Origin of the sequence: Brevibacillus sp. NPDC003359 (assembly GCF_042878995.1) — a bacterium.
In the GTDB taxonomy this organism is placed as follows: Bacteria; Bacillota; Bacilli; order Brevibacillales; family Brevibacillaceae; genus Brevibacillus.
Genome location: NZ_JBIAOR010000022.1, coordinates 22936 through 39058, shown reverse-complemented (window position 1 = coordinate 39058; position 16123 = coordinate 22936). Strand labels below are relative to the sequence as shown.

Genomic DNA, 16123 nt, shown 5'->3' with positions numbered 1-16123 from the left:
TTTAGGCATTCGTCTGCGATTTTAAAGTTGCCGAATGCCGAGTTTCTATGTGTGAAAACACAACCTGAGGGGTGAATAAGTTGGCAGGTAAAGTGATTCAAAGTGGCCGACACCGCCAGCGTCGTACGTATTCACGTATTAACGAAGTGCTGGGCCTTCCAAATCTCATCGAGATTCAACAAAAGTCCTACCAATGGTTCCTTGATGAGGGGCTCCGTGAGATGTTCCAAGACATTTCGCCAATCCAGGACTTCACAGGTAATCTCGTGCTGGAGTTTATCGACTACAGCTTGGGAGAGCCGAAGTACGATGTTGACGAGTCGAAAGAACGTGACGTCACCTATGCGGCGCCTCTGCGTGTGAAGGTACGTTTGTTGAACAAAGAGACGGGAGAAGTGAAGGAACAAGAAGTCTTCATGGGGGATTTCCCGCTCATGACCGAAACGGGAACCTTCATTATTAATGGTGCTGAGCGCGTTATTGTCAGCCAGCTTGTTCGTTCCCCCAGTGTATATTACAACACCAAAGTGGACAAAAACGGCAAGCAGACGTTTACAGCTACAGTAATCCCGAACCGGGGTGCTTGGCTGGAGCTGGAGACCGATGCGAAAGACGTAATTTATGTCCGCATCGACCGTACGCGAAAAATCCCGGTAACGGTTCTTTTGCGTGCGTTGGGCTTTGGTTCTGACATCGAGATTCTCAACTTGCTGGGTGAAGATGAATACATCAAGAACACGCTGGAAAAAGACAATACCGATTCTACGGAAAAAGCGCTCATCGAAATCTACGAGCGTCTTCGTCCGGGCGAGCCGCCAACAGTTGAAAATGCGAAGAGTCTCTTGATCTCTCGTTTCTTCGACCCTAAGCGCTATGACCTGGCTTCTGTTGGTCGTTACAAAATGAACAAGAAGCTTCATCTGAAAAACCGTCTGTACAACCAACGTTTGGCTGAAACATTGATCGATACCACTACAGGTGAAATTTTCGCCGAAGCCGGTCAAATGATTGACCGTCGTGTATTGGAACGCATTGTGCCAGCTCTGGAAGGCAGCATCGGATTTATTGACGTTCGCACGCATGGCGGCGTTCTGGAAGATGAAGCACTTCATCTACAATCTATCAATATTTTCTCTCCGATTGAAGATGGCAAGATCATCAAAGTAATCGGAAATGGAAATGTAGATAAGTCCTTCAAGCATATTACGCCGGCGGATATCGTATCGGCGATCAACTATTTCATGAACCTCCTGCACAGTGTTGGTTCCACTGACGACATTGACCACTTGGGTAACCGTCGTCTCCGTTCCGTGGGTGAGCTCTTGCAGAACCAGTTCCGTATCGGTTTGTCCCGTATGGAGCGTGTGGTTCGTGAGCGTATGTCCATCCAAGATCAAAATCAAATCACACCGCAGGCTCTCATTAACATCCGTCCAGTGATTGCATCACTGAAGGAGTTCTTTGGTAGCTCGCAGCTGTCTCAGTTTATGGACCAAACAAACCCATTGGCTGAGCTGACGCACAAACGCCGTCTGTCCGCACTCGGACCTGGTGGTTTGACGCGTGAGCGCGCAGGCTTTGAAGTGCGCGACGTTCACCATTCTCACTACGGTCGTATGTGTCCAATTGAGACGCCAGAGGGACCAAACATTGGTTTGATTAACTCTCTGTCTTCCTTTGCACGCATCAATGACTACGGATTTATCGAAACGCCTCGTCGTCAAGTAGATCCGGAAACCGGCTTCGTGTTGACTGACATCAGCTATTTGACGGCTGATGAGGAAGATGTGTTTAACGTGGCGCAGGCGAATCAGCCTCTCGATGAAGATGGCCGATTTGTTAACGACATGGTAATCTGCCGTCGTAAAGGTGAGATCTTGAGCGTACCGCGCGACAAGGTTGACTTCATGGACGTATCGCCGAAGCAGGTTGTATCTGTTGCGACAGCGCTGATTCCGTTCCTCGAGAACGATGACGCCAACCGCGCACTGATGGGTTCAAACATGCAGCGGCAGGCCGTTCCGCTTTTGATTCCACAAGCACCGTTTGTCGGTACGGGTATGGAGCATAAAGCAGCGCAAGACTCTGGCGTGGCGATCGTTGCCAAGCATCCGGGTCAAGTAGAGCGCGTAACGGCTCGCGAAATCTGGATTCGTCGTTACCAAGAAATCGACGGCAGAAAAGTTGCCGGCGATCTCGATAAATACAAGATGCACAAGTTTATCCGTTCCAACCAAGGTACCTGCATCAACCAGCGTCCAATCGTAAGCCGTGGAGACTGGATTGAAAAAGGCGATATTATTGGGGACGGCCCATCCACTGAAAAAGGTGAATTGGCTCTCGGTCGTAACGTAATCGTTGCGTTTATGACGTGGGAAGGATACAACTACGAAGACGCGATTCTTCTGAGTGAAAAACTTGTAAAAGATGACGTGTATACGTCTATCCATATTGAAGAATACGAGTCCGAAGCTCGCGACACCAAGCTGGGTCCAGAGGAAATCACTCGCGATATTCCAAACGTCGGGGAAGATGCTCTGAAAAACCTGGACGAACGCGGTATCATCCGTGTTGGTGCAGAGATTCAGGACGGCGACATTCTTGTTGGTAAGGTTACACCAAAAGGTGTTACTGAGCTGACAGCAGAAGAGCGCCTCCTGCATGCAATCTTCGGTGAAAAAGCTCGTGAAGTTCGTGATACATCCCTGCGCGTACCGCATGGTGGTTCCGGTATCATTGTAGACGTAAAAGTATTTACGCGTGAGAATGGCGACGAATTGCCACCAGGCGTCAATCAACTGGTTCGCGTTTACATCGCCCAAAAACGGAAAATTTCCGTGGGTGACAAAATGGCCGGTCGACATGGTAACAAAGGGGTTATCGCCCGCATCATGGCGGAAGAAGACATGCCGTTCCTGCCAGATGGCTCTCCAGTAGAGATCGTACTCAACCCGTTGGGCGTACCTTCGCGTATGAACATCGGTCAGGTATTGGAGACTCACTTGGGTATGGCAGCGAAGCTTCTGGGTATCCACGTAGCAACGCCAGTATTTGACGGTGCACGTCAGGCAGAAGTATTCGAAACGTTGGATGAAGCAGGCCTGGATCGTGACGGAAAAACGATCTTGTTTGATGGTCGTACAGGTGAACCGTTTGATCGTCGTGTAACAGTTGGTTGTGTATACATGCTGAAACTGGCTCACTTGGTCGATGACAAAATCCATGCTCGTTCCACTGGTCCTTACTCTCTTGTTACGCAACAGCCATTGGGCGGTAAAGCTCAGTTTGGTGGACAGCGTTTCGGGGAGATGGAGGTTTGGGCATTGGAAGCATACGGTGCTGCCTACACCTTGCAAGAAATTCTCACTGTCAAGTCGGATGACGTCGTGGGCCGCGTGAAAACGTACGAAGCGATCGTTAAAGGCGAAAACGTTCCAGAACCAGGTGTACCAGAGTCCTTCAAAGTATTGATCAAGGAACTCCAGAGCTTGGGTATGGACGTGAAGATTCTGTCCGGTGATGAGAAGGAGATTGAAATGCGTGAAACGGAAGACGAGGATGAAGGTAACGGTGAAAAACTGAACCTCGTACTCGAAGGCGGAAGCTTGAACGAAGAGTAAGATTCCGGTACCAAGGGAGGTAACGCCCTGTGATTGACGTGAACAACTTCGAATATATGAAGATCGGCTTGGCTTCCCCCGATAAGATCCGTTCGTGGTCTTTCGGGGAAGTGAAGAAGCCAGAGACGATCAACTACCGCACATTGAAACCGGAAAAAGACGGCTTGTTCTGCGAACGCATCTTTGGACCAACCAAGGACTGGGAGTGTCATTGCGGTAAGTACAAGCGCGTTCGTTATAAAGGTGTAGTGTGCGACCGTTGTGGCGTGGAAGTGACCCGCGCCAAAGTACGGCGTGAGCGTATGGGGCACATTGAACTGGCTGCCCCAGTTTCTCACATCTGGTATTTCAAAGGGATTCCAAGCCGTATGGGCTTGGTGCTCGACATGTCCCCTCGTTCCCTGGAAGAAGTAATCTATTTTGCTTCTTATGTAGTTACCGATCCAGGTGATACTCCTCTCGATAAAAAGCAATTGCTCTCCGAAAAAGAGTACCGCAACTATCGTGAGAAATACGGCCACTCCTTCCAGGCGATGATGGGTGCAGAAGCGATCAAACGCCTGCTTGCTGAAATCGATCTGGATAAAGATGTGGAAACGTTAAAAGAAGACTTGAAAACGGCGCAAGGACAACGTCGCAACCGTGCGATCAAGCGTTTGGAAGTACTTGAGGCATTCCGCAACTCCGGTAACAACCCGGATTGGATGGTTCTCGACGTACTGCCGGTTATCCCGCCAGAGCTTCGTCCAATGGTTCAGTTGGATGGTGGACGCTTTGCCACTTCCGACCTGAATGACCTGTACCGTCGTGTAATCAACCGTAATAACCGTCTGAAGCGCCTGCTCGAACTGGGTGCTCCTGACATTATCGTACAAAACGAAAAACGCATGCTGCAGGAAGCAGTAGACGCGCTCATCGACAACGGTCGTCGTGGACGTCCGGTAACAGGACCAGGTAACCGTCCTTTGAAATCTCTCAGCCACATGCTGAAAGGTAAACAAGGTCGTTTCCGTCAAAACCTGCTCGGTAAGCGTGTTGACTACTCCGGTCGTTCCGTTATCGTTGTAGGACCTAACTTGAAGATGTATCAGTGCGGTTTGCCAAAAGAAATGGCACTGGAACTCTTCAAACCGTTCGTGATGAAAGAGCTGGTTTCCAAAGGCCTCGCTCACAACATCAAGAGCGCAAAGCGCAAGGTTGAGCGCGTTCAGCCAGAGGTATGGGACGTTCTCGAAGATGTGATTCGCGAGCATCCGGTACTGTTGAACCGTGCCCCCACCTTGCACCGTCTGGGTATCCAGGCATTCGAACCAGTTCTGGTTGAAGGCCGTGCGATCCGTCTGCATCCGCTTGTTTGTACAGCGTACAACGCGGACTTTGACGGTGACCAAATGGCGGTTCACGTTCCGTTGTCTGCTGAGGCACAGGCAGAAGCCCGTATCCTCATGCTGGCAGCGCAAAACATCTTGAACCCGAAAGACGGTAAGCCGGTAGTAACTCCATCCCAGGACATGGTGCTTGGTTCCTACTACCTGACACTGGAACGCGAAGGCGACAAAGGCGAGGGTACGATTTATCGCGATCCTCACGATGCGATTGCCGCTTATCAGCAAGGCTTTATCAGCCTGCATACGCGCATCGTTTTGCCAGCGAAACGCCTGAACAAAACCAGCTTTACTGAGCGTCAAGAGAACGCATTGATCGTAACAACAGTTGGGAAAGTGATCTTCAACGAAATCTTCCCTGCAGATATGCCGTTTATCAATGCACCGACTAGAGCTAACCTGCAAACGATGGTTCCAGATGAGTGCTTTGTTTTTGATAAAGGTACGAATGTTTCTGAGTTCATTAAGAACCTCCCGGACCCAGGTGCTGTAAAAAAAGGCTTCCTAGGAACCATTATTTCCGAGTGCTTCCGTCGCTTTGGTACGATGAAAACGTCCATGATCCTCGACAAGATCAAGGAACTGGGCTTCACGTACTCGACAAAAGCAGGTATCACGATTGCCGTAGCGGACATCGCAGTACCAGGAAAGAAAAAAGACATCCTTGATGCTGCAGATGAGAAAGTTGCAACTGTCATGACGCAATTCCGTCGCGGTTTAATTACCGAAGACGAGCGTTATGACCGTGTAATCTCCATCTGGTCCAAAGCGAAGGATGAAGTAACAGAAGTATTGATGAAGGCGATGGATAAGTTCAATGCGATCTACATGATGGCGAACTCCGGTGCCCGCGGTAACGTATCCCAGATCACTCAGCTGGCAGGTATGCGCGGTCTGATGGCCAACCCATCTGGTCGAATCATTGAGTTGCCGATTAAATCGAACTTCCGTGAAGGTCTGACTGTATTGGAGTACTTTATCTCCACTCATGGTGCGCGTAAAGGTCTTGCCGATACGGCGTTGCGTACAGCCGACTCAGGTTACTTGACTCGTCGTCTGGTAGACGTTGCGCAAGACGTTATCGTTCGTGAAACGGATTGCGGAACAGATAAAGGTATTCGTGTAGCAGCGATCAAGGATGGTAAGGAAGAAATTGAGAAGCTGTCTGACCGTCTGACAGGACGTACTTGCTTCGAGACTTTGCGCCACCCTGAGACGAAAGAAATTATCGTGCACCGTAATGAGGAGATCTCTGAAGAGGTTGCCGAGTATATCGAAAAAGAAGGTATTACTTCCGTATATATCCGTAACGTACTTGCTTGCCGCACCAGCCATGGTGTCTGCAAACTGTGCTACGGACGCAACCTGGCGACAGGTGCCGAGGTGGAAGTGGGAGAAGCGGTTGGTATTATCGCTGCTCAGTCCATTGGTGAGCCGGGTACCCAGCTGACCATGCGTACCTTCCATACCGGTGGGGTTGCGGGAGACGATATTACCCAAGGTTTGCCGCGTATTCAGGAGTTGTTCGAAGCGCGTAATCCAAAAGGGCAAGCAGTCATCTCCGAGATCGATGGTGAAGTCATCGACATTCGCGAAGGGAAAGATCGTCGCGAAATCGAAGTGCGTGGAGAAGCGGAAAACAAAGTGTATGCAGCACCGTATGGCTCTCGCATCAAGGTTTCTGTTGGTGTCAAGCTGAATGCTGGTGATGAGCTCACGGAAGGTTCCGTAGACCCGAAAGAAATGCTCAAAGTTCGCGGCATGCGCGGCGTTTCCAACTACATCTTGCAAGAGGTACAAAAAGTTTACCGTATGCAAGGGGTAGAAATTAACGACAAGCACGTTGAGGTTATGATTCGCCAGATGCTGCGCAAACTGCGTGTCATCGACAGCGGAGATACTGACCTCTTGCCAGGCTCCTATGTTGAGGTACCAGAATTTGAAGTAGCGAACACAAAAGCCCTCATGGAAGGCAGAAGTCCAGCAGTAGGTCGTCCGGTTCTTCTCGGGATCACCAAAGCATCCCTCGAAACCGACTCCTTCCTGTCGGCAGCATCCTTCCAGGAGACGACTCGTGTTCTTACCGATGCAGCGATCAAAGGAAAAGTGGACCGCTTGCTAGGTTTGAAAGAGAACGTTATTATCGGGAAGCTGGTTCCAGCAGGTACCGGTATGTCACGTTACCGCAATGTAAAAGTTGCTAGTCAAGTCGATTACGAAGCAGAGCTGGAAGCAGCGAAGGCTGAGCAAGAAGCAGTTTCTGTAGAGTAATTACCGGGAAAAGCGCCCATCACCGGTTGGTGGGCGCTTTCCTAAATAAAAATAGGAGATGGGCGTTGACAACAACTAGCCCACCTGATATTATATTCAAGTGTGCCTGACATCTGTACTTTGGAGGATATGAGGATCATGTCTTATGAAAAAGTAGAGCGGGCCAAGGACTTGACTATCGGCATTAAGCAGACGATCAAGGCTGTTGAAAACCAACAGGTAGAAGCAGTGTATATCGCTGTAGATGCAGATAAGCGTTTGACCCAAAAAGTCGAGCTCCTTTGCAAAGAGAAGGGTGTTCCAGTCATTCATGTAGATTCCATGCATCGCTTAGGCAAAGCGTGCGGAATTGAAGTGGGAGCGGCTACTGCTGCGATTAAAAAAAGTGGTTAACGATGTTTTTGTCCGTGGCTTACACGTTGCGTAATGCTGGACAAGGACTTTCTATTTGACCTAAAAATGACTCACCTGGATCTGTGGTCTTGAAGATTGGGTATTAAGAAGGGAGGTAACATCATGCCTACAATTAACCAATTGGTGCGTAAAGGTCGCGAGGATAAGGTTGTGAAGTCGAAGTCCCCAGCTCTTCAAAAGGGGTACAACAGCTTCAAGAAAAGCCAAACTAACCAAAGCTCTCCTCAAAAACGTGGTGTTTGCACTCGTGTAGGTACCATGACTCCGAAAAAACCGAACTCCGCGTTGCGTAAATACGCTCGTGTGCGTTTGACTAACGGAATCGAGGTAACAGCTTACATCGGTGGTATTGGCCACAACCTGCAAGAGCATAGCGTCGTGCTGGTGCGCGGCGGTCGTGTAAAAGACTTGCCAGGGGTACGCTACCATATCGTTCGTGGTGCACTTGACACTGCTGGTGTGAACAACCGTAAACAAGGTCGTTCCAAATACGGTACTAAGCGTCCGAAGCCAGGTCAAGCAGCAGCTGCAGCGAAAAAGAAATAAGAAAACGCCTGTGAAGTGGCGTGATTTTATAACGAAAAGAAGGAGGGAATACGATGCCTCGTAAAGGTCCTGTAACCCGTCGTGACGTGCTGCCTGATCCTATTCACAACAGCAAGTTGGTTACTCGCTTGATTAACCGCCTGATGTTGGATGGTAAGCGTGGTGTAGCTCAGAACATTCTCTACAACGCATTTGACATCATCCAGGAGCGCACAGGTCGCAACCCGATGGAAGTGTTTGAAGAAGCACTGAAAAACGTAATGCCAGTACTGGAAGTTAAAGCTCGCCGTGTAGGTGGTGCTAACTACCAAGTACCAATCGAAGTAAAACCGGAGCGCCGTACCACTCTTGGCCTGCGTTGGATGGTTAACTACTCCCGTAACCGTGGAGAGAAAACCATGGAACAACGTCTTGCTAACGAGATCATGGACGCTGCTAACAACACCGGTGCAGCAGTTAAAAAGCGTGAAGACACGCACAAGATGGCTGAAGCGAACAAAGCGTTTGCTCACTATCGCTGGTAGGAATTGAATCGGGTGTCCGTATTGGATACCCGTTTATTCTCAAACTCGAGTATGGAAGGAGCATACCTAATGGCTCGCGAGTTCTCTTTGCCGAATACGCGTAATATCGGTATCATGGCTCACATCGATGCTGGTAAGACGACGACTACTGAGCGTATTCTGTTCTACACTGGTCGCGTTCATAAAATTGGTGAGGTGCACGAAGGTGCAGCTACCATGGACTGGATGGAACAAGAGCAAGAGCGTGGTATCACGATCACTTCGGCTGCTACTACTGCTCAATGGGATGGCCATCGAATCAACATTATCGATACGCCAGGCCACGTAGACTTCACTGTAGAAGTTGAGCGCTCCCTGCGCGTTCTTGACGGTGCTGTAACCGTTTTTGACGCAAAAGGTGGCGTTGAGCCGCAAACCGAAACCGTATGGCGCCAAGCTGACCGCTATGGCGTACCACGCATGTGCTACATCAACAAAATGGATATCATGGGTGCTAACTTTGATATGTGCTTGGGTCAGATCAAATCTCGCCTGGGTGCAAATCCAGTAGCTATCCAATATCCAATCGGTGCAGAAGATCAATTCAAAGGTATGGTTGACCTGATCGAAATGAAGGCAATCGTATATACCGATGATTTGGGTAAAACTTCTGACTCTGCTGAAATTCCTGCTGAACTGCTCGCTCGTTGCGAAGAACTTCGCATGGCGATGGTTGAGGCAGCTGCAGAACAAGACGAAGAGCTCATGATGAAGTATTTGGAAGGCGAAGAGCTGACCAACGACGAAATCCGTGTTGCTCTGCGTAAGGGTACTATCGAGTGCAAACTGACGCCGGTAATGTGCGGTTCTTCTTACAAGAACAAAGGTGTTCAGCCTATGCTGGACAACGTAGTTACTTACCTGCCGTCTCCGGTAGATATCCCTGCAATCAAAGGTACATTGCCAGATACTGAAGAAGAAGTTGATCGTGCTGCTGACGACAACGGTCCGTTCTCTGCTCTTGCGTTCAAGATCATGACTGACCCGTATGTAGGCCGTCTGACTTTCTTCCGCGTATACTCCGGTGTACTGAGTTCCGGTTCTTATGTTCTCAACTCTACCAAAGGTAAACGTGAGCGCGTAGGCCGTATCCTGCAAATGCACGCAAACCACCGTGAAGAGATCCAAACGGTTTACTCCGGTGACATTGCTGCAGCTGTAGGTTTGAAAGATACAACAACTGGTGATACTCTGTGTGATGAAAAGGCTCCTGTAATCCTCGAGTCTATGGACTTCCCAGAGCCAGTTATCTCTGTTGCGATCGAACCAAAATCCAAAGCAGACCAAGACAAGATGGGTATCGGCCTGTCCAAGCTGGCTGAAGAGGATCCAACGTTCAGAACTCGCACAGATGAAGAGACTGGTCAAACAATCATCTCCGGTATGGGTGAGCTTCACCTGGAGATCATCGTAGACCGTCTGAGACGCGAATTTAAAGTCGAGTCGAACGTAGGTGCTCCACAAGTTGCTTACCGTGAAACATTCCGTAACGCAGCAAAAGTGGAAGGTAAATTCGTTCGTCAGTCCGGTGGTCGTGGTCAATACGGTCACGTTTGGGTGGAATTCGCTCCACTCGAAGCTGGTCAAGGCTTCCAATTCGAAAACAAAATCGTTGGTGGTGTAGTACCACGCGAATACATCCCTGCTGTTCAAGCGGGTATCGAAGAGTCCATGAAAAATGGTGTTATCGCCGGCTTCCCGCTGGTTGATATCAAAGCAACTGTCGTAGACGGTAGCTACCATGATGTTGACTCCAACGAGATGGCATTTAAAGTAGCAGGTTCTCTCGCTCTGAAAGAAGCTGCGAAAAAATGTGGCGCTGTACTGCTCGAGCCAATCATGAAAGTAGAAGTTACAATGCCAGAAGAGTACATGGGCGACGTTATGGGCGACCTGAACTCCCGCCGCGGTCGTATCGAAGGTATGGAAGCTCGTGCAAATGCACAAGTAATCCGTGCAATGGTACCACTGTCCGAGATGTTTGGTTACTCCACAATTCTTCGTTCCCGTACCCAAGGCCGTGGCGTTTACTCCATGGTGATCGACCACTACGAAGAAGTACCTAAATTTATCGCTGAAGAGATCATCAAGAAATCTAAAGGCGAATAATTACAGGTTACAGCTTTATCTTGCAATCAGAAAGGTTTACAATATTGAAGGGACAACCATTCGTAAGGTAAACCTTTCTTCAAACCATAAAACCCTTATCTATAAGGAGGCTTTTCTCTCATGGCAAAAGCGAAATTTGAACGTAATAAACCACACGTTAATATTGGTACTATCGGTCACGTTGACCATGGTAAAACTACCCTGACTGCTGCTATTACAACTGTATTGGCACAGAGCGGTAAAGCACAAGCAATGAACTATGCTGCGATTGACGCTGCTCCAGAAGAAAAAGAGCGCGGTATCACAATCAACACAGCACACGTTGAGTACGAAACTGACAACCGTCACTATGCTCACGTTGACTGCCCTGGTCACGCTGACTACGTGAAAAACATGATTACTGGTGCTGCTCAAATGGACGGCGCAATCCTGGTTGTATCCGCAGCTGATGGCCCTATGCCACAAACTCGCGAGCACATCCTGCTCTCCAAGCAAGTAGGCGTACCTTACATCGTAGTATTCATGAACAAATGCGACATGGTAGACGATGAAGAGTTGTTGGAACTGGTTGAAATGGAAATCCGTGACCTGTTGTCTCAATATGAGTTCCCAGGTGACGACACTCCAGTAATCAAAGGTTCTGCTAAAGAGGCTTTGGATAACCCAACTGGTGACTGGGCTAAGAAAATTGCTGAGCTGATGGAAGCTGTAGATTCCTACATCCCAACTCCTGAGCGCGCAACTGACAAGCCGTTCCTGATGCCTGTAGAGGACGTGTTCACGATCACTGGTCGTGGTACTGTTGCTACTGGTCGCGTAGAGCGCGGTGTAGTAAAAGTTGGTGACCAAGTTGAGATCATCGGTTTGGCTGAAGAAACAAAAACAACTACTGTAACTGGCGTTGAGATGTTCCGCAAATTGCTGGACTCCGCTCAAGCTGGTGACAACATCGGTGCTCTTCTGCGCGGTGTAGACCGTAATGACATCGAGCGTGGACAATGCTTGGCGAAACCAGCTTCCGTTAAGCCTTACACTAAGTTCAAAGCAGAAGTTTACGTTCTGTCCAAAGAAGAAGGCGGACGTCACACTCCTTTCTTTGCTAACTACCGTCCACAGTTCTACTTCCGTACAACTGACGTAACAGGTATCATCCAACTGCCAGAAGGCGTTGAAATGATCATGCCTGGCGACAACACTGAGTTCACTGTTGAACTGATCGCTCCAGTAGCGATGGAACAAGGTACTCGCTTCGCGATCCGCGAAGGTGGCCGTACAGTAGGCGCTGGTGTTGTAGCTTCTATCGACGCTTAGGATTTACTGATACGCAAAAACCCGACAACTTTGGTTGTCGGGTTTTTTATGTCCTTTTATCGAATTTTTAAATAACTCCCATCAAAATCATTCAATAAGCTGCTCGGAGCAATATGCTACAATACCATCAGGATTGGATGGGGGATATTAGAGATGAAAAATAATGAGCGATTATTGTATCTTATGCTTGCAGGTGTTGTCACGCTGTGGGGCTTGAACGTCGTCATGGTCAAATACTTAACGATGTTTCCTCCGTTATATGTCGCTGCCATACGCATGACTGTCGGTGGAATATGTTTATCGCCTCTCATTTTCTTATACAGAAAGAGTTTGCGATTTAGCAAAACGGATTGGTTCTTGCTGGCTGGAGTCGGTGCTAGTTCTATCGCGCTTCATCAAATTACGCTTGCCGCTGGTGTTCAATATACGACAGCGGGAAATGCTTCGCTTATTCTTGGATTAAATCCGTTGGCAACGGCACTCTTGGCGATGCTTTTCTTAGGGGAAGGCATGTCGTTGAAAAAAGGGCTTGGCATTGGAATGGGTTTTGCAGGAGTGTTGATTGTAGTCATCTCTCAGCACGGGGGCCTTCATATGAATGGCTGGGGAGATGCCATTATGTTTTTCTCCATGCTTATGTATGTAACGGGTGGTTTACTCATACGGAAATTGGTCGTAAGAGGTGTACCGGTTCTTTTAATTACGGCTTTATCACAAATGTTTGGGGTCATCTTCTTGTGGGGAGTAGCATTGACTGTCCAACCTGCATCCTATTATCTCTCTTTGGACGTTTCTTCTTTCCAGTGGCTTGTGATATTTGCTTCAGGTGCGCTATCAACTGCGGTCGGCTCGATCGGCTGGAACTATGGGATACGTCAGCTGGGGGCAAGTCGAACGGCTGTTTTCCTAAATGGAATGCCAATGGCCAGCTTGGTATTTGCGGCGATATTCCTGGGAGAAAGCCTTCAACTCGTACACTTGCTGGCGTTGTGTATGATAGTCGGCGGTGTTTATTTGGGATCGCGTAGCTTGGTGAGACCGAAAGTTACGAGTACGGCAGCAACCTCTGATTAACAACAAAAGCGTAGGACAGAAATTGTCCTACGCTTTTTCTTATTGTTCCCACTTATTGACCATATGATGGGCGGTTAAACGCAAACGATCGAAAATTTGTTTCCGAATTTCGCCTTCGAGTCCAGTCAAATCCATGGCTTTATCCATACATGAGAGCCAAGCCTCTGCCTGTATAGGTCCAATAGGGAACGGCATGTGTCGTGCTCGCAGCATCGGATGACCGTGGGCGTCCGAATAAAGGCTTGGACCACCGAGAAACTGTGTCAAAAACTGATATTGACGCTCCTTCACTTCGGTTAAATCGTCAGGGAAGAGGTCGGTAATGTCGGGATGCTGCTTTACTAGATCGTAAAAGGTATCGATAAGACGGGCCAAGGTATCTGCACCGCCGATGATTTCATAAGGGGTTTGATTCACATCAGACACTGAGGAAAACCTCCATTTCTTAACGATTACAACCATAAGTATAGCGTCTTCCTTCTATTATAGATAGATAGCTCGGCGAGTTGGCAGGTAATCCCGCTTGCCTTTCTTCCCGGAAATCTGTAAGATGATCAAGGTGAGTCATTCAGTAGGCACACCATGTACAAAAAAATATTCGGAAACCCAAGAAAAAACTTGCGTTGCCCAGATCTTTTTAGTACAATATTGAATGTTGGTCATGGACTTGCGATGATGTGGGAGGTTGCTGACACACCCGGGCCCTTTGCCATGACTGGGGTGCAGGATATTTCCACGGAGAAATGTCTGTTTAAAAAATGGGCGAAAAAGGAGGGACTTCAATGGCAAAGCAAAAGATTCGTATTCGTTTGAAGGCGTATGATCATAAAATCCTGGATCAGTCCGCAGAGAAAATCGTGGACACTGCGAAGCGTTCCGGTGCTAACGTATCCGGTCCAATTCCACTTCCTACGGAGAAAGCAATTTACACGATCCTGCGTGCGGTTCATAAGTACAAAGATTCTCGTGAGCAATTCGAGATGCGTACACATAAACGTTTGATCGATATCTTGAATCCTACACCACAAACAGTAGATGCTCTGATGCGTCTGGATCTGCCATCTGGTGTGGACATCGAGATTAAACTGTAAGGTCCCAAAAAGCGATACACGCGCAGACGTTGTCTTGATAAGCGTGTTATACCAAGCAACAAACCCTTAAATGGCACCCCTGCGCATCGATGGGGACTTGATACAACATAAAACGTTTTACTGAAATAAGCACAGGAGGTGGCACAAATGACCAAAGGAATCTTAGGGAAAAAACTTGGAATGAGTCAAGTTTTTGGTCCAAACGGAACAGCGATTGCTGTAACGGTTATCGAGGCAGGTTCTAACGTAGTTCTTCAGAAGAAAGACGTTGCGAACGACGGTTATGAAGCAATTCAAATCGGCTTCGAAGACAAAAAAGAACAGCGCGCTAACAAGCCGGAAAAAGGCCATGCAGCAAAAGCTAACACTGCTCCTAAGCGCTTCGTTCGCGAAATTCGCGGAGTTAACCTCGCTGACTATGAGGTTGGTCAAGAGTTGAAGGCTGACATTTTTGCTGAGGGAGAATTCGTTGACGTTGCCGGCGTAACCAAGGGTAAAGGTTTCCAAGGTGCGATCAAACGTCACAATCAATCCCGCGGTCCTATGGCTCACGGTTCGCGCTACCATCGCCGCCCAGGTTCTTTGGGTGCTGTCGATCCAGGTCGTGTATTTAAAGGCCAAACCCTGCCAGGTCAAATGGGTGGAGACAACGTTACCATTCAAAACCTGGAAGTGGTTAAAGTTATCGCAGAACGCAACTTGATTCTCGTGAAAGGCTCCGTGCCTGGTCCGAAAAACGGATGCGTACTGGTTTCCACGGCAGTCAAGAAGAACTAGTAAGGAAAGGAGGAACTGACATGCCGAAAGTAGCTCTTTATAACCAAAACGGTTCTCAAGTTGGCGAAATCGATCTGGCAGACAGCGTATTTGGGATTGAGCCTAACAGCGCAGTTCTGTACGATGCGATCGTGATGCAACAAGCATCCCAACGCCAAGGTACACATGATGTAAAGAACCGTTCTGAAGTACGTGGTGGTGGCCGCAAGCCATGGCGCCAAAAAGGTACAGGACGTGCACGCCAAGGTTCCATTCGCTCTCCGCAATGGAAAGGTGGCGGTGTTGTATTCGGTCCAACTCCGCGCAAATACGGTTACAAACTGAACCGTAAAGTTCGCCGTTTGGCACTGAAATCCGCACTCTCCGCAAAAGTACAAAGCAATGAAATTTTGGTTTTGGAAGCTCTGAACATTGCAGCTCCTAAAACTAAAGAAATGACAGTTGTTCTGAACAACTTGAAAGCAGATCGCAAAGTTCTGATCGTTACTTCCGAGTACGACCAAAACGTAGCTCTTGCTTCCCGCAATATTCCAGGTACAAAAATCGTAGATGCTGCTGGCATTAACGTTCTTGATCTGGTAGCGTATGACAAAGTAATCGTGACGAAAGAAGCGATTGCGAAAGTAGAGGAGGTGCTCGCCTAATGAAGAGCCTTCATGATGTCCTTAAACGCCCTGTCATTACCGAGCGCACCACTGATATGATGGCTGAGAAAAAGTACGTATTCGAAGTACCTCTCAAAGCCAACAAGACAGAAATCAAACAAGCAGTTGAAAAAGTATTTGGCGTAAAAGTAGAAGCAGTTAACACAGTTCGTGTACCTGCTAAACCAAAACGCTACGGAAAATACTCCGGTTACACATCCGAGTGGAAGAAAGCAATCGTTAAGCTGACTGATGACAGCAAAGAATTGGCCTTCTACGAGGGAGTATAACCTCGACGACTACCGAAAAGGAGGGTAT

General features: G+C 48.4%; 13 protein-coding genes. 12 read left to right on the top strand and 1 reads right to left on the bottom strand.

Going from position 1 to position 16123, the window contains the following annotated elements:
• The first annotated feature begins 80 nt into the window (after positions 1–80).
• The 8 genes from rpoB (at position 81) to ACFYU8_RS28935 (ending at position 13293) form a co-directional block, all read left to right on the top strand.
• Entirely contained in the window at positions 81–3620 is a 3540-nt protein-coding gene (gene rpoB / locus ACFYU8_RS28970; RefSeq protein WP_390306301.1) for a DNA-directed RNA polymerase subunit beta, read from the top strand.
• A gap of 29 nt (positions 3621–3649) precedes the next feature.
• The gene (rpoC, locus tag ACFYU8_RS28965; RefSeq protein WP_390306303.1) at positions 3650–7276 is read left to right on the top strand and encodes a DNA-directed RNA polymerase subunit beta'; all 3627 of its coding nucleotides are present in this window, start codon (positions 3650–3652) and stop codon (positions 7274–7276) included.
• A 138-nt stretch (positions 7277–7414) separates the two neighbouring features.
• Positions 7415–7669 carry a 50S ribosomal protein L7ae-like protein gene (locus tag ACFYU8_RS28960; protein WP_087341519.1) on the top strand — a complete coding sequence of 85 codons (255 nt, stop codon included), beginning with the start codon at positions 7415–7417 and terminating at the stop codon, positions 7667–7669.
• A gap of 123 nt (positions 7670–7792) precedes the next feature.
• Complete coding sequence (gene rpsL, locus ACFYU8_RS28955; protein WP_005828873.1) at positions 7793–8236, top strand: 30S ribosomal protein S12; 444 nt, start codon at positions 7793–7795, stop codon at positions 8234–8236.
• Between the two features lie 53 nt (positions 8237–8289).
• Positions 8290–8760, top strand: a complete 471-nt coding sequence (gene rpsG, locus ACFYU8_RS28950; protein WP_007716226.1) for a 30S ribosomal protein S7 — start codon at positions 8290–8292, stop codon at positions 8758–8760.
• 69 nt (positions 8761–8829) lie between these two features.
• Positions 8830–10908, top strand: coding sequence for an elongation factor G (gene fusA, locus ACFYU8_RS28945; protein WP_390306305.1), 2079 nt, complete (start codon positions 8830–8832; stop codon positions 10906–10908).
• A 120-nt stretch (positions 10909–11028) separates the two neighbouring features.
• Positions 11029–12219: an elongation factor Tu gene (gene tuf, locus ACFYU8_RS28940; protein WP_390306307.1), complete on the top strand. Its 1191-nt coding sequence runs from the start codon at positions 11029–11031 to the stop codon at positions 12217–12219.
• A 153-nt stretch (positions 12220–12372) separates the two neighbouring features.
• Entirely contained in the window at positions 12373–13293 is a 921-nt protein-coding gene (locus ACFYU8_RS28935) for a DMT family transporter (RefSeq protein WP_390306309.1), read from the top strand.
• Between the two features lie 39 nt (positions 13294–13332).
• On the opposite strand, the gene ACFYU8_RS28930 is transcribed toward ACFYU8_RS28935, so the two are convergent.
• Positions 13333–13719, bottom strand: coding sequence for a globin domain-containing protein (locus ACFYU8_RS28930; protein ID WP_390306311.1), 387 nt, complete (start codon positions 13717–13719; stop codon positions 13333–13335).
• Between the two features lie 356 nt (positions 13720–14075).
• On the opposite strand from ACFYU8_RS28930, the gene rpsJ reads away from it, so the two are divergent.
• The 4 genes from rpsJ to rplW all read left to right on the top strand — a co-directional run bounded on the left by rpsJ (position 14076) and on the right by rplW (position 16095).
• Positions 14076–14384 carry a 30S ribosomal protein S10 gene (gene rpsJ, locus ACFYU8_RS28925; protein WP_007716236.1) on the top strand — a complete coding sequence of 103 codons (309 nt, stop codon included), beginning with the start codon at positions 14076–14078 and terminating at the stop codon, positions 14382–14384.
• A gap of 147 nt (positions 14385–14531) precedes the next feature.
• A complete protein-coding gene (rplC, locus tag ACFYU8_RS28920; RefSeq protein WP_144618200.1) occupies positions 14532–15161 on the top strand; it encodes a 50S ribosomal protein L3 in 630 nt (209 codons plus the stop codon).
• Between the two features lie 20 nt (positions 15162–15181).
• A complete protein-coding gene (rplD, locus tag ACFYU8_RS28915) occupies positions 15182–15805 on the top strand; it encodes a 50S ribosomal protein L4 (protein WP_390306313.1) in 624 nt (207 codons plus the stop codon).
• Complete coding sequence (rplW, locus tag ACFYU8_RS28910) at positions 15805–16095, top strand: 50S ribosomal protein L23 (protein ID WP_007716243.1); 291 nt, start codon at positions 15805–15807, stop codon at positions 16093–16095. The genes rplD and rplW overlap by 1 nt, the downstream gene beginning before the upstream one ends.
• Positions 16096–16123: the final 28 nt, after the last annotated feature.